This window comes from Streptomyces sp. NPDC086787, assembly GCF_044745865.1.
In the GTDB taxonomy this organism is placed as follows: domain Bacteria; phylum Actinomycetota; class Actinomycetes; order Streptomycetales; family Streptomycetaceae; genus Streptomyces.
On sequence record NZ_JBIVBC010000009.1, the window covers coordinates 141,571 to 167,281 of the forward strand.

At 69.4% G+C, this 25,711-nt stretch carries 22 protein-coding genes; 10 read left to right on the forward strand and 12 right to left on the reverse strand.

Annotation, left to right across the window (positions count from 1 at the left end; translation table 11 throughout):
* Positions 1–117: 117 nt before the first annotated feature.
* The 7 genes from ACIPK3_RS22095 to ACIPK3_RS22125 all read left to right on the forward strand — a co-directional run bounded on the left by ACIPK3_RS22095 (position 118) and on the right by ACIPK3_RS22125 (position 7,349).
* The gene (locus ACIPK3_RS22095) at positions 118–1,740 is read left to right on the forward strand and encodes an alpha-amylase family glycosyl hydrolase (protein WP_402572056.1); all 1,623 of its coding nucleotides are present in this window, start codon (positions 118–120) and stop codon (positions 1,738–1,740) included.
* A 41-nt stretch (positions 1,741–1,781) separates the two neighbouring features.
* Positions 1,782–3,104 (forward strand): ABC transporter substrate-binding protein, encoded by a 1,323-nt coding sequence (locus tag ACIPK3_RS22100; protein ID WP_402572058.1) that lies wholly within the window; start codon positions 1,782–1,784, stop codon positions 3,102–3,104.
* A gap of 11 nt (positions 3,105–3,115) precedes the next feature.
* Positions 3,116–4,471: an ABC transporter permease subunit gene (locus ACIPK3_RS22105; RefSeq protein ID WP_402572060.1), complete on the forward strand. Its 1,356-nt coding sequence runs from the start codon at positions 3,116–3,118 to the stop codon at positions 4,469–4,471.
* 10 nt (positions 4,472–4,481) lie between these two features.
* Entirely contained in the window at positions 4,482–5,321 is an 840-nt protein-coding gene (locus ACIPK3_RS22110) for a carbohydrate ABC transporter permease (RefSeq protein ID WP_402572062.1), read from the forward strand.
* A gap of 181 nt (positions 5,322–5,502) precedes the next feature.
* A complete protein-coding gene (locus ACIPK3_RS22115) occupies positions 5,503–5,724 on the forward strand; it encodes an Atu4866 domain-containing protein (protein WP_402572314.1) in 222 nt (73 codons plus the stop codon).
* Positions 5,725–6,002: 278 nt separating this feature from the next.
* On the forward strand, positions 6,003–6,575 hold the full coding sequence (locus tag ACIPK3_RS22120) for a DUF4232 domain-containing protein (RefSeq protein ID WP_402572064.1): 573 nt from the start codon (positions 6,003–6,005) through the stop codon (positions 6,573–6,575).
* 156 nt (positions 6,576–6,731) lie between these two features.
* Entirely contained in the window at positions 6,732–7,349 is a 618-nt protein-coding gene (locus tag ACIPK3_RS22125) for a sigma-70 family RNA polymerase sigma factor (RefSeq protein ID WP_402572066.1), read from the forward strand.
* Between the two features lie 72 nt (positions 7,350–7,421).
* Here ACIPK3_RS22125 and ACIPK3_RS22130 read toward each other — a convergent pair whose 3' ends face one another.
* Positions 7,422–8,381 (reverse strand): hypothetical protein, encoded by a 960-nt coding sequence (locus tag ACIPK3_RS22130; RefSeq protein WP_402572068.1) that lies wholly within the window; start codon positions 8,379–8,381, stop codon positions 7,422–7,424.
* Positions 8,382–8,656: 275 nt separating this feature from the next.
* Between ACIPK3_RS22130 and ACIPK3_RS22135 the strand changes: the two genes are divergently transcribed.
* The gene (locus ACIPK3_RS22135) at positions 8,657–13,030 is read left to right on the forward strand and encodes an FtsK/SpoIIIE domain-containing protein (RefSeq protein WP_402572316.1); all 4,374 of its coding nucleotides are present in this window, start codon (positions 8,657–8,659) and stop codon (positions 13,028–13,030) included.
* 100 nt (positions 13,031–13,130) lie between these two features.
* Here the strand turns inward: ACIPK3_RS22135 and ACIPK3_RS22140 are convergent, their stop codons facing one another.
* From ACIPK3_RS22140 to ACIPK3_RS22165, 6 genes are all read right to left on the reverse strand, one after another.
* Positions 13,131–14,714 (reverse strand): hypothetical protein, encoded by a 1,584-nt coding sequence (locus tag ACIPK3_RS22140; RefSeq protein WP_402572070.1) that lies wholly within the window; start codon positions 14,712–14,714, stop codon positions 13,131–13,133.
* A 45-nt stretch (positions 14,715–14,759) separates the two neighbouring features.
* Positions 14,760–15,395 carry a hypothetical protein gene (locus ACIPK3_RS22145; protein WP_402572071.1) on the reverse strand — a complete coding sequence of 212 codons (636 nt, stop codon included), beginning with the start codon at positions 15,393–15,395 and terminating at the stop codon, positions 14,760–14,762.
* Complete coding sequence (locus ACIPK3_RS22150) at positions 15,392–15,673, reverse strand: hypothetical protein (protein ID WP_402572073.1); 282 nt, start codon at positions 15,671–15,673, stop codon at positions 15,392–15,394. Before ACIPK3_RS22150 ends, ACIPK3_RS22145 begins: the two co-directional genes overlap by 4 nt.
* Positions 15,674–15,824: 151 nt before the next feature.
* Positions 15,825–16,124: a WXG100 family type VII secretion target gene (locus ACIPK3_RS22155; protein WP_402572075.1), complete on the reverse strand. Its 300-nt coding sequence runs from the start codon at positions 16,122–16,124 to the stop codon at positions 15,825–15,827.
* Between the two features lie 189 nt (positions 16,125–16,313).
* The gene (locus ACIPK3_RS22160) at positions 16,314–17,165 is read right to left on the reverse strand and encodes a polysaccharide deacetylase family protein (RefSeq protein ID WP_402572077.1); all 852 of its coding nucleotides are present in this window, start codon (positions 17,163–17,165) and stop codon (positions 16,314–16,316) included.
* Between the two features lie 149 nt (positions 17,166–17,314).
* Complete coding sequence (locus tag ACIPK3_RS22165) at positions 17,315–18,946, reverse strand: right-handed parallel beta-helix repeat-containing protein (RefSeq protein WP_402572078.1); 1,632 nt, start codon at positions 18,944–18,946, stop codon at positions 17,315–17,317.
* A gap of 177 nt (positions 18,947–19,123) precedes the next feature.
* Between ACIPK3_RS22165 and ACIPK3_RS22170 the strand changes: the two genes are divergently transcribed.
* Positions 19,124–19,564 carry a hypothetical protein gene (locus ACIPK3_RS22170; protein WP_402572079.1) on the forward strand — a complete coding sequence of 147 codons (441 nt, stop codon included), beginning with the start codon at positions 19,124–19,126 and terminating at the stop codon, positions 19,562–19,564.
* Positions 19,565–19,658: 94 nt separating this feature from the next.
* Here ACIPK3_RS22170 and ACIPK3_RS22175 read toward each other — a convergent pair whose 3' ends face one another.
* The 3 genes from ACIPK3_RS22175 to ACIPK3_RS22185 all read right to left on the reverse strand — a co-directional run bounded on the left by ACIPK3_RS22175 (position 19,659) and on the right by ACIPK3_RS22185 (position 20,965).
* The gene (locus ACIPK3_RS22175; RefSeq protein ID WP_402572081.1) at positions 19,659–20,015 is read right to left on the reverse strand and encodes a hypothetical protein; all 357 of its coding nucleotides are present in this window, start codon (positions 20,013–20,015) and stop codon (positions 19,659–19,661) included.
* A 74-nt stretch (positions 20,016–20,089) separates the two neighbouring features.
* On the reverse strand, positions 20,090–20,599 hold the full coding sequence (locus tag ACIPK3_RS22180) for a nuclear transport factor 2 family protein (RefSeq protein ID WP_402572083.1): 510 nt from the start codon (positions 20,597–20,599) through the stop codon (positions 20,090–20,092).
* 129 nt (positions 20,600–20,728) lie between these two features.
* Positions 20,729–20,965 carry a hypothetical protein gene (locus ACIPK3_RS22185; protein ID WP_402572085.1) on the reverse strand — a complete coding sequence of 79 codons (237 nt, stop codon included), beginning with the start codon at positions 20,963–20,965 and terminating at the stop codon, positions 20,729–20,731.
* A gap of 358 nt (positions 20,966–21,323) precedes the next feature.
* Here ACIPK3_RS22185 and ACIPK3_RS22190 point away from each other — a divergent pair, with 358 nt between their 5' ends.
* Complete coding sequence (locus ACIPK3_RS22190; RefSeq protein WP_402572318.1) at positions 21,324–22,754, forward strand: membrane-associated oxidoreductase; 1,431 nt, start codon at positions 21,324–21,326, stop codon at positions 22,752–22,754.
* A gap of 170 nt (positions 22,755–22,924) precedes the next feature.
* Here ACIPK3_RS22190 and ACIPK3_RS22195 read toward each other — a convergent pair whose 3' ends face one another.
* Together ACIPK3_RS22195 and ACIPK3_RS22200 are read right to left on the reverse strand one after the other, a co-directional pair.
* A complete protein-coding gene (locus ACIPK3_RS22195) occupies positions 22,925–24,727 on the reverse strand; it encodes a sensor histidine kinase (protein ID WP_402572086.1) in 1,803 nt (600 codons plus the stop codon).
* Position 24,728: 1 nt separating this feature from the next.
* Positions 24,729–25,436 carry a response regulator transcription factor gene (locus ACIPK3_RS22200; RefSeq protein WP_402572088.1) on the reverse strand — a complete coding sequence of 236 codons (708 nt, stop codon included), beginning with the start codon at positions 25,434–25,436 and terminating at the stop codon, positions 24,729–24,731.
* Between the last annotated feature and the right edge of the window lie 275 nt (positions 25,437–25,711).

Here is a 25,711-nt window from a genome sequence, read left to right on the forward strand (position 1 = left end):
GCCCGGTTCTGCACCGCGAACCCGTCGGTAGTGTCTATTCATCTCATTGACACCCTCGTGAGACCCCTACCTAACATGCATGCATAACAGCCCCCTTCCAGAGACAGGTCCACAGGGTTGAACAGGCATCATTGGTGGCGGGACGCGGTGATCTACCAGGTGTACGTCCGCAGCTTCCTGGACAGCACCGGCGACGGCATCGGCGACCTGGCCGGCGTCCGGGCCGGCCTGCCGTACCTGAAGAAGCTCGGCGTCGACGGCATCTGGCTGAGCCCGTTCTACCCGTCGCCCCAGCACGACCACGGCTACGACGTGGCCGACTACTGCGGTGTCGACCCGCTCTTCGGCGATCTCGCCGAGTTCGACCTGCTGATGGCGGCCGCCCGGCGGCTCGGCATCAAGGTGCTCCTCGACATCGTCCCCAACCACTGCTCCGGCGAGCACCCGTGGTTCCGCGAGGCGCTGGACGGAGCGCCCGGCGGCCCGGCCCGCGCCCGTTTCCACTTCGCCGACGGCCGCGGTCCCGACGGCAGCGAGCCGCCCAACAACTGGCACGCGATGTTCGGTGGTCCGGCCTGGACCCGGGTGACGGAGCCGGACGGCCGTCCTGGCCAGTGGTACCTGCACATGTTCACGCCCGAGCAGCCCGACTGGAACTGGCGCAACCCCGAGGTCGCCACCGAGTTCGACCGCGTCCTGCGCTTCTGGCTGGAGCGGGGCGTGGACGGCTTCCGGATCGACGTCGCCGCCGGCCTGTACAAGCACCCCGCGCTGCCCGACTCGGACGACCCGGAGGCCGACGCCCGCACCCGCGACTCGGTCAACCCGCTCGCCTGGAACCAACCCGAGGTGCACGAGGTGTGGCGCGACTGGCGCGCCGTCTGCGAGGAGTACCGGGAACGCGACGGCCGCGAACGCCTTCTCGTCGGCGAGGTCTCCGTCCCCACCGCCCGCGAACACGCCCGCTACGTCCGCCCCGACGAACTCCACCAGGCCTTCTTCTTCGACCTGCTCGGCGCCTCCTGGGACCCCGACGCCTTCCGCAAGGTCATATCCGAGGCCATGCAGGACATCGCGGGCACCGGCTCGACCGTCACCTGGGTGCTCAACAACCACGACCAGGTCCGCACGGTGACCCGCTACGGCGAACCCGCCACCGAGGGCAGCGGCCTCGGCCCCGCCCGTGCCCGGGCCGCCGCCCTCCTGATGCTGGCACTGCCCGGAGCCGCGTACATCTACCAGGGCGAGGAGCTGGGCCTGCCCGAGGTCGTCGACCTGCCCGACGACGTCCTCACCGATCCCATCTTCCGCCGCACCGGCAGTCGCGCCCGCATCCGCGACGGCTGCCGGGTGCCTCTGCCCTGGTCCGGGCACGCCTCGCCGTTCGGCTTCACCTCCGGAGCCGAGAGCGCCAAGCCCTGGCTGCCGCAGCCCGAGTACTTCGCCGAGTACGCCACCGACCGCGCCCTCGCCGACACCCGCTCCTTCTGGCACCTGTACCGCGACGGACTCCAGCTGCGTCACTCCCTGCCCCAGCTGGGCGAGGGCACGCTGCACTGGCTGGACACCCCGCCCGGCGTCCTCGGTTTCGTCCGCGGCGACGGGCTGGTCTGCGCCGTCAACTTCGGTACGGCCCCCACGCCCGCGCCCGTCTCCGGCACTCCCCTGCTGTCCAGCGGCCCCTGCCCACCAGGCGTCCTGCCCGGCTCCACGTCCGCCTGGTGGCTGAACGACCTCTGAACCGACCCGTCAACGCCCACTCCCCCGAAGGGACATCAACGATGATGCGACGTCGTACGACCCTGCTCACCGGCTGCACCACCCTCACCCTGGCCCTTGCCACCGCCTGCGGCGGCGGACCGGTCTCCGCGGGCGGCGGTGACAAGGCGCTCAGCGGCCAAACCGTCACCGTGGCCGGTGTCTGGTCCGGCAGCGAGCAGAAGAACTTCCAGAAGGTGCTGGACGCCTTCACCGAGAAGACCGGCGCCAAGACCCGGTTCGTGTCCACCGGTGACAACGTCTCCACCGTCGTCGGCAGCAAGATCGAGGGCGGCAACGCACCCGACGTCGTCATGGTCCCGCAGGTCGGCGTGCTCCAGCAGTTCGCGAAGAAGGGCTGGCTGAAGCCGCTGTCGCCGACCGCACAGCACACGATCACCGGCGACTACGCCCCGGTGTGGAAGAAGTACGGCAGCGTCGACGGCACCCTCTACGGCCTCTACTTCAAGGCCGCGCACAAGTCCACCGTCTGGTACAGCCCCGAGGCCCTCTCCCAGGCCGGCGTCAAGCCGCCGAAGACGTACGACGAGTTGCTCAAGGCCGGGCACACCGTCTCCGACTCCGGTCTCGCCGCCTTCGCCGTCGCCGGACAGGACGGCTGGACCCTCACCGACTGGTTCGAGAACATCTACCTCTCCCAGGCCGGCCCCGAGAAGTACGACGCCCTCGCCGCCCACAAGCTGAAGTGGACCGACCCCTCGGTGGTCGAGGCGCTCACCACCCTCGGCAAGCTGTTCAAGGACCAGCAACTGATCGCGGGCGGGCGGAAGGAGGCCCTCAACACCGACTTCCCGGGCTCGGTGGAAAAGGTCTTCGGCCCCAAGGCCGAGGCCGGCATGGTCTACGAAGGCGACTTCGTCGCCGGAGTCGCCCACGACCAGTTCGGCAAGACCATCGGCAAGGAAGCGAACTTCTTCCCCTTCCCCGCGGTCGGCGGCGGTACGGCACCGGTCGTCAGCGGCGGTGACGCGGCGGTCGTCCTGAAGGACGCCAAGAACGCCAAGGCCGGCATGAAGCTCCTGGAGTACCTGGCGACCCCGGAGGCCGCGGGCGTGTGGGCGAAGGCCGGCGGCTTCCTCTCGCCCAACCGGAAGCTCGACCTCGCCCAGTACGGCGACGACGTCAGCCGCGCCACCGCCAAGTCCCTGGTCGGCGCGGCCGACTCGGTCCGCTTCGACATGTCCGACCAGGCCCCGGCGGCCTTCGGCGGCACAAAGGGCACCGGCGAGTGGAAGCTGCTGCAGGACTTCCTGCGCGACCCGTCCGACCCGAAGGCGACCGCCGCGAAGCTCGAGGCGGCCGCGGCCAAGGCCTACCAGGACTGAACGGCAGCATCATGACCGCCACACTCACCAAGGAGCAGGCGGGCCCGAGGGCCGCCGGCGCGGCGCGCGGGCGCCCCGGCCGGCGGCGCGCCCGGCTCGTCGCCCTGCTCTTCGTGTTCCCCGCGCTGCTCCTGCTCGGCGCGCTCGTCGTCTACCCGGTGCTGTTCACCGTCGGCCGCAGCTTCTTCGACGCCTCCGGCGACCGGTTTGTCGGCGGCGGCAACTACGCCGAGATGTTCCGCGATCCGGCCACCGTGAAAGCCATCCGCAACACCACCATCTGGGTGGTCGTGGCCCCGGCCCTGCTCACCGGTCTCGGACTGATCCTCGCCGTACTGGTGGAGAAGGTCCGCTGGGCCACCGCCTTCAAACTGCTGCTGTTCATGCCGATGGCGGTGTCCTTCCTGGCCGCAGGAATCATCTTCCGGCTCGCCTACGACGAGAACCCGGACAAGGGCGTGCTCAACGCGGCCGTCGTCTCCGTCCACGACGCCTTCGCGGGGACGTCCGCATATCCGACGGCCAGGGGCCGCCAGGAGCTGCTGGACCGGACCCACGACGGTTCCTGGCTCAGCCACGCCGGGGTGTCCCCGGGCGAGTCGGTGGCGCTCCCGATGGTCGGGGTGCTGCCCAAGGACCTGCCCGGGCGCGCCGAACCGGCACGGACGGCGGCCTCACGCAAGGCCGCGGACAACGAGGTGCGCGGTGTCGTCTACCTCGACTTCACCCCCGGCGGAGGCGGCGGACAGGGCACGGTAGACCCGAAGGAGAGCGGCCTGCCCGGCATGAAGGTCGAGGCGCTGCGCGACGGACACTCCATCGCGAGCACGACAACCGCGGCCGACGGCTCCTTCCGCTTCGCCGGGCTGGCGAAGGGCTCGTACACGGTCAAGCTGCCCGCCGCGAACTTCGCCGCGCCCTACCAGGGCATCTCATGGCTCGGCCCGGCCCTCGTCACACCAGCGATCATCGGCGCGTACCTGTGGATCTGGACGGGCTTCGCGATGGTACTGATCGGCGCGGGGCTCGCCACGCTTCCGCGCGACACGCTGGAGGCCGCCCGGATGGACGGCGCGAACGAGTGGCAGGTCTTCCGCCGCATCACCGTCCCCCTGCTCGCCCCCGTGCTCACCGTGGTCTTCGTGACCCTCGTGATCAACGTGATGAAGGTCTTCGACCTCGTCTACATCATCGCTCCCGGGCCGGTGCAGGAGGATGCCACGGTCCTCGCGACCCAGATGTGGCTCGTGTCCTTCGGCGGCGGCAACAACCAGGGCCTCGGCAGTGCCCTGGGTGTGCTCCTGCTGCTCCTGGTGATCCCCGCGATGGTGTTCAACGTCCGCCGCTTCCGCAGGAGTCAGCGATGAGGAGTCAGCCATGAACGCGATCAGGCGGGGCCTGGGCAACGGCCTCGTGCAAGCCTTCCTGGTGGTGATCGGCCTGGTCTGGCTGACCCCGCTGGCGGGACTGTTCCTGTCCTCCCTGCGCTCGGCACAGGACACGGCCAAGGGCGGCTGGTGGACCGCGGTAACCAGTCCTGGCCAGCTGTCCTTCGACAACTACTCGGCGCTGCTGAAGAACTCCGGCATCACCCAGGCCTTCTGGAACACCGTGCTGATATCGGTGCCGACCACCACCCTGGTCGTCGTCATCGCGGCGCTCGCCGGATACGCGTTCGCCTGGCTGGACTTCCCCCTGCGGGAGCCCCTGTTCCTCCTGGTGGTGGCCCTGCTGGTGGTGCCGGTGCAGATCGGTCTGCTGCCCGTGGCCAAACTCTTCGGCCAGTTGGGCCTGTTCGGCACGATTCCCGGTGTGGTCCTCTTCCACGTGGCGTACGGGCTGCCGTTCGCGGTCTTCCTGCTGCGCAACTACTTCGCCGAGGTCCCCAAGGAAATGCTGGAGGCCGCGAGGATGGACGGTGGCAGCGAGTGGCGCATCTTCACCCGGCTGATGCTGCCGGTGGGACGCCCGGCGATCGCCTCGCTCGCCATCTTCCAGTTCCTCTGGGTCTGGAACGACATGCTGGTCGCCCTGCTCTTCGCCGACAGCTCGTCCCAGCCACTGACCGTGGAACTCCAGTCGCAGATACGCCAGTTCGGGAGCAACATCGACGTCCTGGCACCGGGCGCGTTCCTGTCCCTGATTGTTCCGGTGGCGGTGTTCTTCGCCTTCCAGCGGCACTTCGTGCAGGGAGTGATGGCAGGATCCGTCAAGTGACCTGACTCCAGCGGCAGTCGTCTGCGACCGCCATCCTGGAAAGTTCAGCCTCGTGCCTGGGTGCGTCGCACCCAGGCACGACTTGTCCTGGCTCCCTTCCTCCGGCTCGCCCAGGCTGGTGTTCAGCAACCGCGAACAGAAGGAGCGCAAAGTGGGGAACCGGGACGTGGACGTGGTCGGTATGTGGGTGACCGCGGACGGGCACATCCGCCAGGAACTGCGCGCCGACGGCCGCTACGACGAGGCCCGCGGCAGCCGTCGCAGCGCGTACACCGGCCGCTACACGGTGACCGGACACCACATCGACTACGTCGACGACACCGGTTTCACCGCCACCGGTGACATCCGCGACGGCGTGCTCTTCCACGAGCACCTCGTCCTCCACAGGGAAGACCGGGCCTGACACACACGTCCCAGGAAGGCGTTCCAGGAGCTCGGTATACCCGCAGGTCGGACCCCATTTCGGCGTTCCGGCTTCCCGCGTTGGCCAGGGTTCGTTGCTCCACGGGCCGCTCACGCCACATGGTTTGTGCAGCACCACCCGAGCGGGAGCCGCCGTGCGGACCCGCCTCGGTGCCGGGGACGTTGTCGCGACCGGCGTACTGATCCCGTACCTGCGGTCCCGATGGTGCTGATCGACCGTCGCCAAGAACCATCACCACCACGGGGAGCCGACCCACGATGAACATCTTCCGTATCCGCGCAGCCATCGCCACCGTAGGGCTGGCGTCGGGGCTGGGGTTGTGCTTGACCGCCTTCTACGACAACGACAAGGCCGGCGCCGCATCCGGATCCGCTTCCGCCTCGGCTTCCGGATCCGCCTCCGGCCTCGGATCCGCCTGCACCGACGCCGACACCGAGGTCCGGGTCAGCAGGGTCGCCAGTCCCGTGGATCACCTTCTGCTCACGGTCACCAACACCGGATCCGGTGGCTGCACCGCCTACGGAGCTCCTGGCCTCCGCTTCGACGACGGTCAGGAAGTCGTGCCCTGCATCGAGGACAGCCGACCGCAGAGCGCCGTGAGCCTCGCCGCCGGCCAGTCCGCCTACGCCGCACTCAGGTTGACCGGCGACCCGGGCAATGGCGTCGGAGGCTTCACCGCGTCGCAGCTGTCCGTGCTGTTCGCCACGCAGGACCTCAACGGTTCGGTCGGCGCACCCGTCACCGTCGCTCTGCCCGCGGAGACCTTCACGGACAGCGGCGCGGCCGTCACCTACTGGCAGAGCGACAGGCAGGACGCACTCCGCTTCTGACGCCGGTCGCCTCCGCCGCCACAGCGCGCGGCGGCGGCAGTTGCAGACCTTGTGATCGGCGCCCCACGCCGGCGCCGTATCCGACGTACCCATCCATGACCGGGCAGCGAGCGCGGACGAGTCCCGCCGCGACCAGCGGCCCCGAGGAGCACACCCGTGCAGCAGTTGCTACTGCCCCATGCCCCCACGCCGACGGCCCGCCCCACAGCACGCGCCGAACACTCCCGGCACGCCCCGAGGAGCCAGGAAGCCGGCGCCGTCCGGGACTTCCAGGAAGCCGAGTTCATCGGCGACCTCTACCGGCGCCACGGAGCGATACTGCTGCGCTTCGCCGCCCGCCTGCTCGGGGGCGACTGGCACCGTGCCGAGGACGTGGTGCAGGAAGCGGCGATCCGGGCCTGGCAGCACGCCGCCGAACTGGGCTTCGAGGCCGAGTCGGTCCGCTCGTGGCTGCTCACCGTGGTCCGCAACCTGGCCATCGACTCCTACCGCGCCCGGCAGGCGAGACCGCCGGAGATCGAGGAGCAGGAGGCGATGCATGTACCGACCGCGGACGGTGTCGACCTGGCCCTCACCACAGGGATCGTCATCGAGGCGATGCGGGAACTGGAGCCGTACCACCGCGAGGTTCTGCTGCACGTCCACTACGTGGGCCGCAGTGTCCGCGAGACCGCCCTCATGCTGGGCGTGCCACCCGGCACGGTCAAGTCACGTACCTACTACGCCATGCGCGCACTGCGCGAGACACTCCGCGATCGCGGCATCGCCGTATAGGCCGTATAGGCCGCACTGAACGCGGTATCGCCGTCCGCCGTCCGTCGTGCTTCATCCGTTGTCCAGAAGGCTTCAGGCCGGGCGGCCGGCATGGCGGCCCACCCGCAGGCCCAGCGAAGCGGTGTCCAGTGACCCGTCGGCGGCGATCCGGAAGCACCAGCCGGAGTCGGGGGCGTCTCCGAGCACGAGCAGCGCGTCGGCCGGGGCCAGGTGGCTCACCGATTCCCGCTCCTCGCGGTACTGGGCGGCTGCCATGACGAAGAGCCGTGGGGCGCGGTCGCGCAGGGCGCCGGGGTTGCGTCCCTGGATCAGCCGGTAGACCTGGGTGACGGGAGCCGCCGCGAGGAACTCGGCCGACGCCTGGGACGCGCCCTCGGCCCGGCCCAGCGCCTCCCGGAGCGTGGCGGCCGTGTGCAAGCGCGTCGACTGCAGACCGGACGTGATGGCCGTGCTGTCGTGGGCCGCCGAGCCCACGAGGGTGACCTCCGCGTCCCGCCCGACCGGTCCGGTGATCAGCTCGGCCACCATGGCCCGCACCAACTGCCGTACATCCCCGTCGCTACCGGTGACCGATATCGCCGCCGCCGCTCGTGACAGGTCGACCAGGACCCGCTCGCCGCCCTCCAGGCCGACGGTGACGGTCAGCGCATACGGGTGCACCGCGTCGGCCGAGTCGCCTCGACCCGTGTCGTTGAGCCGCTCGGGCTCGGCCCACCACTCCTCACCCTGGTCGTTCACGTTCCACGGAGCAGGAGCGATGGAGTCGGACCCGGCCAGCCGAAGCGTCAGACGTTCCCCGGAGTAGGTGACCGCGTAGACATCGGGCAGGGTGCGCTCGGCGCGGACGCACTCGACGGCCAGGTTCCGCAGACCACGGTCGATGGCGTCCAGAGCCTCCCGACCGAGGACGGCAGCTGGGGTGGGGCGCGGTCGGGTCCTGACGCGGAAGGCGACTTCGGTGACGATCAGCGCCACGACGGAGCCGGCCAACCCCACGCTGAACACGGCGGTCAGGGTGCTGGACGAAAGCATGCGATCACCTTTGTCAGGGCCTTGATGGCCTTGAGGGCCCCGAAGGTCTTGAAAGCCTTGAAGGTCTTGAAGGCCTTCGGGAACGGTCGATTGCTCCCTACGGCCCCGGCACCGAAACGGTTCACGAACGGCTGCGATCCGGTGAACCTCCTCGCTGTCCCGTCCGTAGGGCCGATGGGTCCGGGTGACCTGTGTGCCTGCCGCGGTCCGCCGCGCGGGCGCTGCTTCTTTTGTCTGCGACTGTTTGCGACCTGCTGGAGTTCCACGTGCGCCTGATGTTCACCGTGGTCGACGATGTCGGCGAAGCCTTTGACGTACACCTCGACGCCGACCCCGGCACACCCATGGCCGCCGTCGCGCAGGCGCTCGCCGAGACGGCCGGCGCCGCCCTGCCCCTCAGCGGCTCGGGCCTGTACGTCGAGGGCGTAGCCCTGCCGGAGGACCTGCCGCTGCGGGACTCGCCGCTGCGCGACGCGGCCGTGGTCGGTCTGGGCCGATCCGCGGGCACTCCCGCGGCCGAGCCACGCGGCCTGGTCGAGGTACGGGCCGTCGGTGGTCCGGGAGCCGGAGCCGTGCACCGTCTGGACATCGGTGACTACCGGGTCGGCGTCGCCGTCGACGGTACGCCGTACATCGGCCGGGGCACCCCCGACCGGCACTGCGCCGAACTCCGCGTGGGCCCCGGTGGGCGCTGTGTCGTCACCCCCGCGGACGAGGTGTCCCTGCGACTGGACCACGCCGATGTCGACGGCGAGCGCCCCTGGCCGCTCGGTGCCCAACTCCTCGTCGACGGCTGTCTGCTCGAACTCGTCGCGCCGGAAGAGCCCGACGCCGCCGTGCAGCCGTCCGAGGACGGCACCGGATGGGACTACAACCGGCCGCCGCGACTGCTGCCGACGAAGCCCGAGATGCGGTTCACCCTGCCTTCCCCGCCGTCGCCACCGGCCAAGCGCCCGCTGCCCTACATCGCGGCGATCGTCCCGCTGGTCCTGGCCGGGGCCGGCGTCCTGGTCTTCGGCCGGATCTACATGCTGCTGTTCGGCCTGCTCTCGCCGGTCGCCATCGTCGGCAACTATCTGGTCAACCGGCGCTCCGGGCGCGAGACCCACGCCACCTCGCTCGCGAAGTACGAGGAGAAGAAGGCGCGGATCGAGGCCGACGCCGAAGCGGCCGTGATCGCCGAGCGCACCGCCCGGCGGACGGGCTTCCCCGACCCGGCCACCGTGCTGCTCACGGCCGTCGGGCCGCGACGCAGGCTCTGGGAACGCCGTGCCACCGACAGTGACTTCCTGGAACTCCGCGTCGGTACCGACGATCAGCCGTCCGGCGTGGTGGTGCAGGACCCGACCCTGGACGAGCACCGGCGCCAGGTGTCACCGGACGCGTTCGACGTGCCCGTCACCGTCTCGCTGCGCGAGCACAAGGTGCTCGGCATCGCCGGGCGGCGGCCGGCCGTACTGGCCGCGGCGCGCTGGGCGGTGGCTCAGGCCGCCGTCCTGCACAGCCCGAAGGACCTGCTGATCCATGTCCTCACCACCGGGGACACCGGCGAGGAGGCCTGGGCGTGGACCCGGTGGCTGCCGCACCTGCGGCAGCGTACGGGAGACACACCGGCCAGCATCGGCACCGACACCGAGACCTCGGCTCGCCGGGTCGCCGAGCTGACGGCACTGATTTCCGCCCGTGCGGGTGCGACGGGCGAGCGGAGGGCCGCCGATCGACCTGACGTGCTCGTCGTGTTGGACGGCGCCCGCCGACTGCGCTCGCTCCCCGGTGTGGTGCAGATCCTGCGCGACGGCCCCGCCGTCGGTGTGCACGCCCTCTGCCTGGACGCCGAGGAGCGCTTCCTGTCGGAGGAGTGCCAGGCCGTGGTGGTCGAGGAACCCGGCGGCACCCTGCGGGTCGGGCGGAGCCGGTCCAACACCCGTGCCGGAGTCCGCGCCGACGGGGTGTCCGTCGACTGGTGCCGTTCGGTCGCCCGAGCGCTCGGTCCGCTGCGGGACTCCAGCGCTGTGGAGGAGGAGGGTTCCGTGCTCCCCTCCTCGGCACGGCTGCTCGACGTCCTCGCGCTGGATCCGCCCACGGCACAGGAGGTGGCCGGCCGCTGGAAGGCCGGCGGTCGCTCCACGTCGGCCGTAGTCGGGGCCTCGCTGGACGGCCCGTTCGCCCTGGACCTGCGCCGCGACGGCCCGCACGGGCTGATCGCGGGGACCACCGGCTCCGGGAAGTCGGAACTCCTCCAGACGCTCGTCGCCTCGTTGGCCGTGGCCAACCGGCCGGACGCCATGACCTTCGTCCTCGTCGACTACAAGGGCGGCTCCGCGTTCAAGGACTGTGTGTCCCTGCCCCACACGGTCGGCATGGTCACCGACCTCGACGCCCATCTCGTGGAGCGCGCGCTGACCTCTCTGTCGGCCGAGCTGAAGCGGCGGGAGCACCTGCTGGCGGATGCAGGGGCCAAGGACATCGACGACTACGTGGAGCTGCTGCGGCGTGAGCCCGGCCGTCCCTCGATGCCCCGGCTGCTCATCGTCATCGACGAGTTCGCCTCGATGGTCCGCGACCTTCCCGACTTCGTGAAGGGGCTGGTCAACATCGCCCAGCGGGGACGATCCCTGGGCATCCACCTGATCCTGGCGACCCAGCGCCCCGGCGGAGTCGTGTCCCCGGAGATCCGTGCCAACACCAACCTGCGTATCGCCCTGCGTGTCACCGACGCGTCGGAGAGCCAGGACGTGCTGACCTCACCCGAGGCGGCTCACATCTCCAAGAACACCCCCGGCCGGGCCTTCGTGCGACTCGGCCAGACGTCCCTGGTGCCCTTCCAGGCCGGCCGGGTCGGTGGCCGCAGGCCCGGTGTGTCCGCGAACGCGGTCCAGGCGCCGTGGGTCGTGCCCCTCGGCTCGAACCAGCTCGGCCGCCCGCTGCCCGCGCGGCCTCACGCCTCGCACCGCCGGCCGGAGGCCGACGCGACCGACCTCGCGGACCTGGTCGAGGCGATCCGCGGTGCCGCGACCGATCTGAACGTCCCGCCGCAGCACAGCCCTTGGCTGCCACCGCTGCCCACGACGCTGGTCACGGCCGAGCTGCCGTCCGTCGCGGGGTCCGCCGCCGCGTCGTCGACCGCGTACGACCTCGCGCCGGTGACGTACGGCCTTGTCGATCTGCCCGCCGAGCAGCGACAGGTGCCGGTCGTCCTGGACCTGGCCACGCTCGGCCATCTGCATGTCGTCGGCTCGCCCCGGGCCGGACGGTCACAGACCCTGCGCACCATCGCCGGGGTGCTGGCGCGTGCCCACTCCAGCGCGGACGTCCACCTGTACGGCATCGACTGCGGCAACGGCGCCCTGCTCGCCCTCGAACCCCTGCCGCACACCGGTGCCGTCGTCCAGCGCACCCAGCCCGACCGGCTGGCCCGTCTCCTGGGCAGGCTCACCGCCGAAGTCGCCCGCCGCCAGGAGCTGCTGGCCTCCCGGGGCGCCGCCGACCTGCCCGAGCTGCGCCGGACCCTTCCGGACGAGGAACGGCCCGCACACATCGTCGTACTCCTGGACCGCTGGGAGGTGTTCGACAAGACGCTCGCCGACTACGACTCCGGTGCCCTGCTGAACAGCGTGCTCGCCCTTCTGCGCGAGGGGGCGAGCGTCGGCGTGCACGTCGTGCTCGCCGGTGACCGGACGCTGTTCTCCACCCGGGTCAGCTCCTCGACCGAGGACAAGCTGGTGCTGCGTATGAACGACAAGGCCGAGTACTCGATGATCGGTATCTCACAGCGCGCCGTGCCGGACGACATCCCCTCGGGACGTGCGCTGCGCGCCGTCGACAAGGCCGAGGTGCAGATCGCGCTCCTGGACCGGGACCCCGCCGGTCAGGCCCAGGCGGCCGCGCTCCAGGCCATCGGTGCCGAGCGCACCGGCCTCGACGCGGAAGTGCCGCGCGCCCGCCGCCCCTTCCGTATCGACACGCTCCCGGACCGGCTCACTCCCGAGCAGGCGGCCGCTTACCTGCCCGCTGAGCGTCCCGGCGAGATGTGGGCGATGGTCGGTGTCGGCGGGGACGAACTCACGGCCCAGGGAGCGGACTTGTCCCTCATACCGTCGTTCGTCGTCGGCGGCCCGCAACGCTCCGGCCGCAGTACGGTCCTGCTCACCATGGCCCTGTCCCTGCTGTCGGCCGGCACCTCGCTGATCGTCGCCGCGCCGCGCCGCTCACCGTTGCGGGCGCTCGCCGGGCGGCCGGGCGTGCTCGCGGTGTACGAGGGCCCGGATGTACCCAGGGCCGAACTGGAGCAGATGCTGGCCGAGGCCGCCCATCCCGTCGTGGTGATGGTCGATGACGCGGACCTGCTCCAGCAGACCACTGCCGAGCCCGTGTTCAGCCAGATCTGCCGAGTCGGCGGCGAGTACCGCCGAGGTCTTGTCCTCGCCGGTCAGACCGAGCGGCTGGCGAGCGGGTTCTCCGGCTGGTTCACGGAGGCCCGACGGGGGCGCCAGGGCGTTCTGCTCAGTCCGCAGTCGGTCGGTGACGGTGAACTCATCGGCGGCAGGATTCCGCGCAGCCGACTCGGCGCGGGACGTCCGGGGCGTGTGTTCTTCAGCGCCGGGGACGGGAAGCTGCGGATGCTTCAGGTCCCGGAGACCACTGTGTGACAGGTACCCGGGACGACGATCGCCCTTTCTCCCACCAGTCCTGGTGGGAGAAAGGGCGATCGTGTGTGTGCGGAGGCGACTGCGTCGCCGAGGGGAGTGGTCAGACCGGCCGCAAGGTCTCCCCGTTCTTCTTCGCCTGGTCGACCTGGTATCCGCCGTAGCCCAGACCGGCCAGTCCCACCGGGATGTTGAGGTAGTCGGCCCACTTCCCGAACGACTCCAGCTTCGACGGTTGTGTCGAGCCGCTCGCCTGCGTCGGAGCCGGCGACACGTGAGGCGACGCGGGCGGTGACGCGGGCGGTGACGCGGGCGGTGACGCGGGCGGTGACGCGGGCGGTGACGCGGGCGGTGACGCGGGCGGTGGGGGTGGAGGCGAAGTGGGCGGCGCGGGCGGGTTGGGCTGAACCGGGGAGGCCTGCGGCGGGTGCTGCGCCGGACCGGGCGTCGGCGGTCGTGACGGCGCCGTCGCGAAGCTGTTGTTGGACGCGGTGCTGGGTGTGGGCGACGGCGGCCGCGAGGGCGGGGTCGGCGCGGTCGCGAAGCTGTTGTTGGACGTGGCGCTGGGCGTCGGCGACGACGGGCGCGGGGGCACTGGTTGCAGGGGGATGCCCTGGGAGTTGTTGCCGCCGGTGCCCGCGTTGCCGCCCGAACCGCTGGTACGGGTGGTTCCCGCGGCTCCGGTGCCTCCGGTCCCGGTCGCTCCGGTGCCTCCGGATCCGGTTGTCGTGGGCTTGGGTTTGGGCCGTATGAGGTTCTTGCCCCCCTGCGCGAAGTTCTTCAGCGAATTCGCAGCCGACGGGATCTTCGCGATGGCGACCACGCCGAGCCCCAGCCCCAGGGCTCCCAGGACCAGTCCGGGGATGTCCCAGTCACCGGTATCGATCCCCTTCGCGATCGTGAGTGCCAGGCCGCCCGCGCTGAGTGCGATGCCGATCGCGATGCCGACCACCTGGAGACCCGGAATGAACAGCGTCACGACCGCCACGATCGCGCCCGCGATGCCGATGACGAGCCCCAGGACCTCGTCCCACAGGGTGTCCCAGAAACTCTTCTTCTTCACGGCGTCATGGCGTGCCGTGTCCAGCTCGTGGGCCGCGGTACGGGCGTCGGACTCACGGAGCGCCTTCGCGTCCGCGGCGAGCCGCTGTGCGGCCGACAGATCGGCCTGGGCCGAGTCCACGTCCTTCTGCGCCGCGTTCCGCTCCGACTCCGCCTTGCCGACGGCGTCCCGGGCCGCGTCGCGTGCCGTCTGGTCGTCCATCGACGGCTCGGGAGCGTTCTGCAGGGACGACAGATTCGCCCCGGCCGCGTCCAGCGCCGCCATGGCGGCATCGAGCCGCCGACGCGCCTCTCGCCCCTGCTCCAGGGCCCGATCCGCCTGGTCCTGATGAGCCTCCAGCTTCGGCACGTAGTTCTTGACCGCGTCCGAAGCCTGCCGGTAGGAGTCGCGAAGCTGCCCGACCTGTTTGGGCAGTTCGTCCAGCACCCCCCGGAGCTTGTCCATGGACTTGCCCTTACCCAGCTGTCCATTGTCGATGTTGTTGATGGAGGAGAAGGAGCTCTCCGCGTCGTCGGCGATCGTGTCGTACTCGGTGGCGAGCCTCTTCAGGATGTCGGGGTCGCCGGGAGTGGGGTCCGCCGACAGATCGAGGACTTCCCATTCGGCCGTGGGTGGCCGTGCCATGTCAGGTGTCTCGCTTTCTCGGGGCGTGTGTCCGGTACATGCGGATCACACGTCGAACTTGAGCGTGCCTGCGATCGCGTCGAACACATCGAAGAACTGGTCCGTCAGTGGCAGGTTCGGTGTGGTGCCGGCGATGACCAGGATCGAGTCGGTGCCGGGCACCGGGACGATGGTCTGCATGATCGCCACACGGATCGAGGCCCGTCCGTAGAAGTCGATGTCCTCCACCGAGGTGACCCGACCGGCGGGACCCGCGTGCGGGAGTTCGACGACCCCGGTCTGCCGGGCACGTGTGCCCTTGCCCAGGGAGTTCCCGGCACCGTGGTTGGCGAAGGCGAGCATCAGCTCCGCCAGGTCGGGGGTGGCTCCCTCCGGCAGGTCGTGCCGCAGCACCATGACGTTTCCGATGAGGAAGGAGCCGTCCTCCAGCACGTCGAACATGCCCGCGAACTGGAGCGCGCCACGGGCATGCGCCTCACGCGCGCTTCGGCGGGCCGCCCTGATCAGCGAGTCGAGCCCCTCACGTGCGTCGGCGGGGACGTTGTCACCGATGTCGGCCATGATGCGGCGACGGATGGACGCGTCCCGGGTGCTCGGGTCGAGATCGAGATTCCACCAGGATTCGGGCATCCGCAGCCCGTAGGTGTTCGGTGTCTGCGTGGCGGACGCGGGGCCGCTCATGCCGGCTTCTCCTTCGCTTTGTCCAACTCCTCGTTCAACTTGTCGTCGGTCCCACGGAAGTTGTCGATGATGCCCTGGGACGCCTCCTTGAACGTGTCGACGTTCTCCTGGACACGTTCCTGGCCCGACTTCCACGCGCCGTCGAAGCTGTTGATGGCGTGGCTGAGGGTCTCGTCGCCGACGTCCTCGTCCGAACCGACGGAGCCGAGGCTCGCCGTCCTGGAGATCGCGGAACGGATCTCGTCGAGCATCCTGATCACCTCCCCGAGCTCCTCCATCGGAATCTGAATCTGATCCTGGGTCCCTGACATGGGGTACCTCCGAACTCCCGTGATTCCTCGTGACCTGAGGCCGGATACGCGAACCCTCGGAATCGCGGCCCGGCCCGGACGCACGGATACCGTGCGTCCGGGCCGGGCCGGGCACATGTCAGCCGATGGACCCGGCCGTCTGGTCGTCGGTGCTCACGAAGGCGTCGGCCACCGCGGCGAGGAACTGACTGACGCCCTCCAGCCCCTCGATGGCGTTGCGCGTACCGGTGTTGTACTCCTCCCAGTACGGCTTGAACTTCGTCTCGGAGCCCGGCGTGCTGTAGGCCGCGGCGACGACGTCGCCCATCTTGGAGTCGGCCTCCTGGAGGCTCTGCTGCATCAGCTCCTTCTGGCTACGGAGCCAGGAAGCCGCCTGCTCGATCTCCGCCGGGTCGATGTTGATCTGGCCACCAGCCATGACACTTACCTCCATTGGTTCGGAAATGCGGCGGTTTCACGACCACCGCACCCGGCCCTACGGGGCGTCGCGCCAAACGGTTCACGATCCGAGGCGAAAACATCCGGTGGACAACACCTTGGATTCCCGGCGCGTCCTGACCTTGCGGAGAACCCACGACGCGGTGCGGCCGCCTCCCGGCTCCGGACGCTAGAGGTAGTCCTCCAGGCGGGCCACAGTGAAGCCCTGCTCCCGTATGTGGCGCAGCATGTTCGCGGTCATCTCGGTCATCGTCGTGCCCTTGAGCTCGGACGGTCCTCGAAAGTGGGCGAGAATGATGTCGCCGGGGTGGAGCTTCTTGTCACCGCGCTGGTACTGCATGTTTTTGATCTGCATGGACTCCCGCCAGAGCACGACCGACTCGACCCCGCAGGACGCGGCGGCCGACCGGGTGTCCTCGTTCCAGTTGCCGTAGGGCGGGCGAAAGAGCCGCGGCGTGATGCCGTATCGATTCTTCAACTTCTCCTGCTGGCCGCATATCTCCCGCTTCTGGGCAGCGGCGCCAAGAGTGCGCAGGTTCGGGTGGGTCAGCGTGTGGTTGTTGACATCGCCACCGAGCTTCTGGAGCTTGCTGAAGTAGCCGTAGTCGGAGCGGATCGCGGCGTCCGTCAGGAACATCGTGAAGGGGAGGTTCAGCTCCCGCATCATCGTCACGAACTTCGGGTCCTTCTCCGCCCCGTCGTCGAACGTGAGGAAGACGACCTTCTCCTTGGTGGCGATCTCGCTGACCACCGGCACCTGGCCGCGACCGGCCCGGCCTCCGCCGGGCTTGGCCGCGGGCGGAGCCGGCGGGGCGGCCAGCGGCTCAAGGCCCCACTTGCGGTAGGCGGCCTCGGTCTTGGCCCGTGCGCCGGCCGCGTCCGTGCCGGACTCCCCGGCCCGCGGGGCGGACGCGGACGGTTCCGCACTGCGGGAGGCCGAAGAGCCTCCGCTCGAACACCCCGTCGCGAGGCCCATGAGAACGGCGCAGGCCAGTGCCGCGCCCCTGATCCGCCCGCCCACCGCGTCCACCTCACGTCGTGCCTACACCCAGCTCTGCCTTTCTTGAGGGGGAACAGGCGTCCGAGGTTCCACCGGACGACCCGCAGGGGGGCACCGGCCCCGAGACCGGCCGGCTTCGGCCGCAGCCGTCATTCTCTTCCCGGCACGCCTCACCAGCACCAGCTGGTGAGACGCCATGCGCAGGTCCTGGCCTTGACGGGGGTGGGATCCACCGCGGTGTGGGTCATGGCGTCGCCGCCGCCGGTGACGGTGGCCGAGTTGACGACGTGCCGGGGCGCGTCCTTGGCGACGTTCACGGTGAGGTGGATGGGCGGATAGGCGGCTCCGGCGGCCAGGATGTCGTCACGGGTGCACGTCAGCGCGGACACCGAGCAGGTCCAGCCGGTCCCCGAGAGGGCGGTGGCGGTCAGGCCGTGGGGCAGGGTGTCCGAGACGGTGACGGGAGTGCCGTTGGTGGGTCCCGAGCCGACGGCATTGGCCACCTTGAGGGTGTAGACGGCTCCGCGCTCACCCTGGCGGAAGACACCGCGGTGGGTCTTGGTGATCGTCAGGGCGGGTGCGTCCGTGCAGATGCCCTCCGGTCGGCTCGTTGCGCCGATGTCACCCGTCCAGGTGTTCGCCGTGCCCGCCGTGCCGGACCCGGTGCTGTCGTCCTCGCAGTCGAGTACGGCACTGCCGTGGGCCGTGTTGTGGGTGATCTGGAGCCCGCTGTTCCCGGCCTCGATCAACAGTCCCACGTTGCTGCTACCGGTGACGTAGTTCGTGTCGATGGTCCCGTCGGTCTCGCCGCCGCTGATCCGCACCCCGTTGCGACGCGACGTGACGGTGTTGCCTGTGATGTTCAGGCCCGTGCTGGGCGCGCCGAACAGACTGGTCACCCTGATGCCGGACGCGTCTCCGCCGGTGATGGTGTTCCTGTTGATCCGCAGCCCATCGGTGTTCCCGCCGACGAAAATGGCACTTCCCGCGGTCGGATCATCGGGGTCCGTGTGTGTGGCCACATTGTCTTCGACCCGGGAGGACCTCGCGTTGACCATCACGGCGAACGAGGCGTCATCGGTGCTCGTGTTGTGGGTGATGAGCAGGTCGTGGGAGAAGTCCGACGAACTTCCGGTGCTGTTGACGGCGGCGGAACTGTGACCGGAGAAACTGTTCTCGGTGATGGTCGTGTCATTGGCGGGCCCGTTCGAGACGAACACGCCCGCGCCGCCCGCGGCTCCAGTCTGGTTGTTGCTCACGAAGCGGTTGTGCCTCACCAGCGTCGGAACCGTTCCGTCGGACGCCAGATTGATGCCGTACGTGTTGTTGGTGATGATGTTGTCAAGGAAGGAGAAGCCGCTGCCGCCGTGGAAGGCTTCGATTCCGTCGGCATTCTGTGTGGGCGCACCGGCGCCTCGGATGGTGAACCCGTCGATGGTCACGCTGCTGACCCCGGCCAGAATGTTGAAACCACCGGTGCTTGATTCGACGATGGATTCCTCGCTCGGCACCGCACGTCCGGTGCGGGCGTCGACTCCCGCCTGTGCTCCGAGGAAGGTCAGTGTCTTGTCCACCGTGACGGTCTCCGGGTAAAGACCGGCGCACACCCTGATCGTCGCGCCGGGTACCGCGTCGACCACCGCGGCCTGAATCGTCGCGTACTGCGGATCCACACACGTGGCACTGGCAGTCCCCACCACCAGCTCGTCCACCAAGGCGGCGGGGGCGGGAACAGCAGTGCCCGCACTCCAGACCACAGCCGCCACGAAAATGCCAAATGTCTGCCCGAAACGCAATCTCACGCTCATATCACTCCCTTTTGGAGCGATCAGAGCATGGGGCTCCTCCTTCCTCGGCCTCCAGAACCCGACCGCAGTCAATATCCGCTCCTTCGGAGCATCCTTGATGCGCCCGCTTGGTAGGGTTTGCGGCTTGGGCGGTCTGTGGATCTGCGGCCCCCAGAGTCCAGGGAGGGTCGGATGGCGGTGAAGTTCTCCTACCAGAACGCCGGTGCGCCGGACCTGTACAGGCGCGGCGTCCAGCCTTCGACGGCATCCCTGGAAATGCTGCTCGTCGACATCGAGGCCGACCTGGTCATCCGGGATGGCGACTGCGTGGTGTGGGCCGAGGAAGGGTTTCCCGTGGCTGAGCTGGCGCGCGCTCTGATGGACTGGCTGCACCAACCGGATGGCGAGCGCGATGACTTCGAGTTCGACTCGATGTCCTACGCAGAGCTGGGGGTGGTGCGGATTTCGCGATCTGCAGAGGCCTGGCGGGTCGGTTCCGTCTTCCAGTCGGACACGTGGACCTCGCCGGTTGGCTGGGATCTCCTTGTGGCGGAGATCAGGCAGTTCGTGGCGGCGGTCCGTAAGGACGTGGCGGATCTCGGCGTCGAAGCCGGTCTGATTCCTGAACTCTGAGGCATGGCCCGGAGGCGCGCGTGGTGTCCGTGAGCGGGCCAGGGTGCCCCGGTCGCGTATCTGGACCAAGGTCCTCGCTCCTCCGGAGGCCGGTTCATTCGCCCCGTGTCGCCGAGGCGACCATGGCGGAGAGGACGCCTGTCACGAGGAGGCTGCAGATCATGACCAGGCCCACGCCGATGACGAAGAGGCCGCTGGAGTCGTCCGACCAGTCGTAGTACGCGGCAGCCGTCAGCCCGGCAGTGGTGCCGATCACGGCGCCCGCGTAGTAGCGGCGTAGAGCAGCCGAGCACACGGGTACCAGCAGAGTCACCCCCAGTCCGGCTACCTGCCATGCCCCGTACGGCTGCTGGCGCCAACCCAGCCACAGGGCCCACCCGGCGATTGCCAGCCCCGCCACGACGACGACCGACAGCAGTTGGGGCACGGGCTTCCGCAGTTCTTTCCTCATGCGGCGAGTGTTCGGCTCGCCCGCGTCACCAACCAGCGCACAGATACTCAGCTCCGCCTGAGTACGTGTCCGGGTCAGGGGGTGGGCGGGGTCCAGTCGGCGGGCAGACCGGACTGGGCGAGGACGGTGGCGAGGCTGTAGTGGTCCTGGTCGGAGGCGATCCGGCGGTGGTTCCGGTCGAGGTCGAGGAGAGTGGTCATCGGTACGGCGAAGGGCTCGGGCGCACCCTTGAGATGGCCGGCGTAGACGGCTTCGACGGTGATACGGTCGCCGTCGCTGCGGGTGGAGCGCACCGTGACGTGGACGTCGTCGATGAGGCTGTCGGCGCGAGCCTTCCATCCCGTTATCTCCTGGCGGCCGTGGAAGGTGACACCCACGGCTTCGTCGATGTAGGTGCCGTCGGCGGTGAACAGGGCGCCGAGCGCCCGAGGGTCGGTGCCGTTCCAGGCGCGGGCCCACTCCACGACGATCCTCGGCGGCCGCAGTCCGGCATCCTTCGCGGCGTGGGCGGCGGTGGCAGCGGCGGCGTTGAGGGCTGCGGCGGCGATCATTATCGTCTTGGCGCGGGACGGGCGGGACGTCATGGTGATGATCCTTCAGGTGTGGGCGTGGCCGCGGCCTGTGCGGCCGGGAGGGCGTTACGGGCAAGTCGACTCGGGGCGCCGCCTGGAATGAGCGCGCGATCGGCCGCGCTTCGTCCAGGCGGTGCCGGGTCAGTCCCAGAGGGAGATCGCGAGGACCAGGGCGGCGACCGGGACCAGCAGCCACGGCTCAGCCAGGACCATGAGCCCGGTGAGGACGAGGGCGAAGTACGCCAGTGCCTTGGCGGTACGCCGACGGGCCTTGCTCTTCTTCGTGCCCTTGCTCTTCTTCGCCTCCTTGTCGTGCGGCGCCTTCCCAAGGAGAGCGGTTGCGGTAGCGGTTGCGGAGTTCGTCTCGGTGTTCGTCATGGCACTCAGCTTCGCCGCGGGAGCACCGCCCTCGCGTCGGTGAAGTCTGCCTACATGGGTGACGGCCACCGACGCGTACGTAGGGCCGGCGCGCGGAGCGAGACGTACGCCCCTGACCTCGACGGCCGTACAGCCGCCCTTGCTCGGCGTCGGCCGCACCCGAGCCAACTCGCCGATCAGCGGATCGCGTCGACGGTGTCGCAGCGGAGCTCGAGGCTGTCGAACGGAGCACGCGTGGGCACCATTCTCGCCACGCAGAAGGCCCCACGCGCACACCTCTCGTTTCGCAGTTGACAGCAAGAACACGGCACGCCAGAGTCCCGGCGTGACCGAGACGAACGAGCTGTCGCCAGCCGAGATGCGTGTATGGCAGGCCTTCCCGCGAGGCGAGTCCGTGGACTTCCGGCCCGAGAACGAGGATCCGGCACTCGGCGACACCTGGAGCGCCGAGCGGACCGTACGGGCGAGTGTGCTGCGGGCGCTGCTTCTCAAGGCTCCGCGGGAGGAGGGCGAGATAGCCGCGCTCAAGGTCACCGGAGCGCGAATCACCGGCGTACTGGATCTGAAGTACGCCACGATCGACGCCGCCGTCCGCCTGAGTCACTGTCAGTTCGACAGCGTCCCAAACCTCTACGGTGCCAAGCTGCGTCAGCTCAATCTGAGCAAGTCCGTTCTTCCAGGCCTGACCTCGGGGACCTTACGGGTCGAGGGGGTGCTGCGAATGACGGACTGCCGGATGCGGGGCCCGGTACGGCTCGGCGGGGCGCAGATCTCCGGGGCGCTGTTCATGGAGCGGGCGGAGTTCACGGCGTCGGACGACTCCGAGCCAGTGCTGCAGCTCAACCAGGCAGCAATCGGAGACGACCTGTGGGCGCCGGAGATGCGCGCGCACGGACAGGTACGGCTCACTGGTGCCTCCGTCGCCGGGCGAATCAACGTTCAGGATGCCGAGTTCATCAAGCCCGGCGGCACCGCGCTGGACGCCCAGAACCTGCAAGTCGGAGCCCACATACGGGCGCGGTGCGTACGTACGCAGGGTCGGATCGAACTCCGAGGTTCTCGCATATCGGGCCGTCTCGACCTGCTCCACGCTCAGCTGTCGCATCCGGGCGACACGGCACTGCGGGCGAGCAGTTGTGTCATCGGTGAACTGTGGTTGCGCGGTGGTGATCGCATCAAGGGCGCCTTGAATCTGCGGCGTTCTCAGATAGAAATCCTGACCCTCGAACCGGAGATGCTGCCCGAGCAGGTGCATCTCAGCAATCTCAGGTACACGGTGCTCAGTCCGCACGAGCCCGCCGAGCGCCGCCTGCCGATGCTGGAACGGGATGGTGGCCGGTATGAGCCACATTCCTACGAGCAGCTCATGGCGGCATATCGCCATGTCGGCGACGACGACGCGGCCCGTCTCGTTCAGCTCGCCAAACAACGTCGCCGGCGCACCACGCTCGCCTGGTACGGACGGCTGTGGGGGTACGTTCAGGAGGCCACCGTCGGCTACGGCTTCCGCCCGTTGCGTGCGGCCGTTTGGCTGTTGTCCCTCATGGCCGTTGGATCGATTGCGTACGGCCTGCACCACCCTCGCCCCGTCAAGGCGGGCGAGGCCCCTGACTTCAACCCTGTCTTCTACACTCTCGATCTGCTCCTGCCGGTCATCGATTTCGGCCAGGAGTCGGCGTTCGCCCCTGAGGGCTGGTATCAGTGGCTGTCGTACGTCCTGATCATCACCGGCTGGATACTGGCGACGACGATCGTCACGGGCGTGACCCGTACGGTCAGCCGTCAATGACCCCGTCAGAACTCGCGAGGATCCTCGCAGAACACCGTCTCATGGCTGTGCCTCGACAAGGCTGAGTGATCCGTACGGGCCGTTCTCAGGCCCCCGGGTGCGCCGGTGAACCATGGGGCGGGTTCGTGGCTTTCGTCATGGCCCCGCACGGTCCGCGTACCGAATCCCCGTCAGTCGCGCCGAGGGAGCCGGACGGTGAACGTGGAGCCGGTGCCGGGGGTGCTGACGACCGAGGCCGTCCCGCCGTGCGCCTCGGTCAGTTTGCGGACGATGGCCAGTCCGAGGCCGCTGCCGCCGGTCTGGCGGTTGCGGGACTTGTCCGCACGCCAGAACCGGTCGAACACATGGGGCAGGTCCGCCGGATCGATGCCGCAACCGGAGTCGGTGACCTCCAGGACCAGTTCGTCGTCCTCCTCCCGCGCCCGCAGGACCACCCGGCCGCCGCGCGGGGTGTGTCTGATCGCGTTGGAGACGAGGTTGCTCATCACCTGGCGCAGTCGCACCGGGTCGGCCTGGACCTGGAGTTCGTGGGCAGCATCGATGAACAGCGCGACGCCCGCCGGTCCGGCTTCCCCGTGGTGCGCCACCGCCGCCTGCTCCAGCACCTGCCGTACGGCGAGCGGCTCCCGGCTCAGTGTCAGGCTTCCGGCGTCGGCCGCGGCGAGGTCGCGCAGGTCCTCGATGATGTGCTGGAGCTGCATCGCCTCGTCCATGAGCAGGACCAGCAGTTGTGGGTCGGTCGGTGTCAGTCCGTCCTGGGCGGCCTCCAGCCAGCTCCGGATGTTGGTCAGCGGGGTGCGAAGTTCGTGTGCCACGTCGCTGACCATGGCCCGGCGTTGCCGTTCCAGGGCCTCCCTGCGCTCGGTGAGGTCGTTGAAGGCCACGGCGACACGGCCGATCTCGTCCTTGGTCAGCACCGGGACGCGTGCCGCTTCGCCGGCCGGGCGTTGGGCCGCGGTGATCAGTGCGCGCAGTGGCCGGACCAACCGGCTGCCCAGCAGGACGGTCACGGCACAGGTGACGGTGAGGACGATGCCCGCGGCGCCTGCGACGCGCAGGGTGTTCGCCCTGGAGAGCCCGACTGCCGCGGTGGTCGGATGCCCCGGGTCGGAGACGAAGAGCAGGACGGGCGGCGAGACATAGGGCCGTAGCTGCTGTCTGCGGCCTTCGTAGACGCAGTCCTGCGCGGCGCGGTCCGAATTCTCCTGGCGTTTGCTGCGGCCGGTGAAACGCCAGGAGAAGTCCGCGAAGATCTCGACGGGCGGTCTGCCCTGCTGTCTCAGGCACTCCGAAGCCAGTTCGGACGCCTGACGGAGCGGCACGGTCTCCGACGGCAGGGCGGCCTTGAGGAAATCGAGCCCGCAGTCCGCCGATGCCGCCGCGCGGGCGTCGGCATCGGCATCGCTTCCGTGCTCGGTGAGCTGGATCGTGGCCCGCCCGCTGGGCAGGGTCACGACTTTGTTGGCGACCCGGCGGCCGGTGAGACAGCGGGCGATCTCGTGCACACTGGCCTGCGCCTTGGCCCGGTCATGGTCCTCCAGGCGGAACGGGCCCACCGCCTGTGGGTCGATCGGGCCGACGGCGTTCTCGTGGGACGACAGGACGGGGTCGAGTCGAAGTGGGTCGACGGATGCGGCCGGCCGGGCGGGCAGGGGCACGGCCGGCCGGGAGGCGGCCAGACGGGTGTGGGCGGCGGTGGTGATGGTGATCGCTCTGCCGGTGCGCGCCGCCAGATCACGGATCAGGGGCTGCACCCCGCCCCAGTCGGTGTGGGTGGCGGAGTAGGAGATCAGGGCGTCGTAGATGAGGACGTCGGCCTTCGACGACCGGCCCTGTTCCGTGCTGATCGCCTGTGTCGTGGTGGTGACGGCGGCCCAGGTGGTCGCGGCCACCGAGCACAGGGCGACCAGCAGGGACGCGGCGAGCAGCCGGACGAAGAGGCTGGTGTGCAGCGGCACCCCGGACCGGCGCACGTCAGTTGCCCGCCAGGTCGGTTCCCGACGACAGCTTGTAGCCGATGCCGTGGACGGTGATCAGGTGGGCCGGGCGGCGCGGGTCCGACTCGAGCTTCTTGCGCAGGTTCATCACATGCATGTCGATGGTGCGAACGGTCGAGGCGACGTCCCAGCCCCGGGTGCGTTCGAGGAGTTGCTGGCGGGTGAACACCCGGCCGGGTTCCGCGGCCATGGCGGCCAGGATGGTGAACTCCCCGCGGGTACAGGTGACGAGCCGGCCGGAGGCGCCCCGTACCTCGTGCCGCAGCGGGTCCACCGTGAGGGCTCCCACGCGCAGGATCCCGTCGTCGGGCGGTGCGCTCCGCTCGACGCGGCGCAGCAGTGTCCGGACCCTGGCCATCAGCTCACGTGGGCTGTAGGGCTTGGTCATGTAGTCGTCGGCGCCGAGATCGAGGCCGAGGAGCAGGTCGTCCTCGGTGGAGTTGGCGGTGAGCATCAGCACCGGCAGGGCGGATTCCTGCCGCAGGATCCGGCACACGCTCAGCCCGTCGACCTTCGGCATCATCACGTCCAGGATCAGCAGGTCGGGGCGGATCCGGCGGGCGGCGTCGATCGCCGCGCGGCCGTCGTGCACGATCACCGTGCTGTAGCCCTCGGAATCCAGGTACATCCGCAATACCTGGGCCTGCGTGACGTTGTCCTCGGCGACCAGGATCCGTGCGTTCATGACGGTGACTATAAGCAGCGCTCTGGGCTGAACTGAATTTCTGACAATCTCAATACATTGTGCTGAAAGCATTCTGAGACCGGTCCGGCATGGTCGGTCGCGTACTCGAAAGCGAGCCCTCCTGGCTCACTTGCCGCCGCCGGACGCGTCCCTGTTCGTGGCGGTCGACCGTGCCGTTCCTGGGAGTTGTCTGCATGATTCGCGTCCAAGCCCGAGTCGCCGCGCTCGTTACGCGGAGTTCCTTCGGGGAGCGCGCACGCGCCGTCGTCACGGCG

What these genes read in the sequence shown, in the direction of transcription:
- ACIPK3_RS22145 (WP_402572071.1), bottom strand. Translation starts at nt 15,395, where the DNA reads ATGAGCGGCCCCGCGTCCGCCACGCAGACACCGAACACCTACGGGCTG.
- ACIPK3_RS22170 (WP_402572079.1), top strand. Translation starts at nt 19,124, where the DNA reads ATGGCGGTGAAGTTCTCCTACCAGAACGCCGGTGCGCCGGACCTGTAC.
- ACIPK3_RS22150 (WP_402572073.1), bottom strand. Translation starts at nt 15,673, where the DNA reads ATGGAGGAGCTCGGGGAGGTGATCAGGATGCTCGACGAGATCCGTTCC.
- ACIPK3_RS22140 (WP_402572070.1), bottom strand. Translation starts at nt 14,714, where the DNA reads ATGGCACGGCCACCCACGGCCGAATGGGAAGTCCTCGATCTGTCGGCG.
- ACIPK3_RS22200 (WP_402572088.1), bottom strand. Translation starts at nt 25,436, where the DNA reads ATGAACGCACGGATCCTGGTCGCCGAGGACAACGTCACGCAGGCCCAG.
- ACIPK3_RS22155 (WP_402572075.1), bottom strand. Translation starts at nt 16,124, where the DNA reads ATGGCTGGTGGCCAGATCAACATCGACCCGGCGGAGATCGAGCAGGCG.
- ACIPK3_RS22100 (WP_402572058.1), top strand. Translation starts at nt 1,782, where the DNA reads ATGATGCGACGTCGTACGACCCTGCTCACCGGCTGCACCACCCTCACC.
- ACIPK3_RS22105 (WP_402572060.1), top strand. Translation starts at nt 3,116, where the DNA reads ATGACCGCCACACTCACCAAGGAGCAGGCGGGCCCGAGGGCCGCCGGC.
- ACIPK3_RS22135 (WP_402572316.1), top strand. Translation starts at nt 8,657, where the DNA reads ATGTTCACCGTGGTCGACGATGTCGGCGAAGCCTTTGACGTACACCTC.
- ACIPK3_RS22180 (WP_402572083.1), bottom strand. Translation starts at nt 20,599, where the DNA reads ATGACGTCCCGCCCGTCCCGCGCCAAGACGATAATGATCGCCGCCGCA.
- ACIPK3_RS22175 (WP_402572081.1), bottom strand. Translation starts at nt 20,015, where the DNA reads ATGAGGAAAGAACTGCGGAAGCCCGTGCCCCAACTGCTGTCGGTCGTC.
- ACIPK3_RS22120 (WP_402572064.1), top strand. Translation starts at nt 6,003, where the DNA reads ATGAACATCTTCCGTATCCGCGCAGCCATCGCCACCGTAGGGCTGGCG.
- ACIPK3_RS22130 (WP_402572068.1), bottom strand. Translation starts at nt 8,381, where the DNA reads ATGCTTTCGTCCAGCACCCTGACCGCCGTGTTCAGCGTGGGGTTGGCC.
- ACIPK3_RS22110 (WP_402572062.1), top strand. Translation starts at nt 4,482, where the DNA reads ATGAACGCGATCAGGCGGGGCCTGGGCAACGGCCTCGTGCAAGCCTTC.
- ACIPK3_RS22190 (WP_402572318.1), top strand. Translation starts at nt 21,324, where the DNA reads ATGCGTGTATGGCAGGCCTTCCCGCGAGGCGAGTCCGTGGACTTCCGG.
- ACIPK3_RS22115 (WP_402572314.1), top strand. Translation starts at nt 5,503, where the DNA reads ATGTGGGTGACCGCGGACGGGCACATCCGCCAGGAACTGCGCGCCGAC.
- ACIPK3_RS22185 (WP_402572085.1), bottom strand. Translation starts at nt 20,965, where the DNA reads ATGACGAACACCGAGACGAACTCCGCAACCGCTACCGCAACCGCTCTC.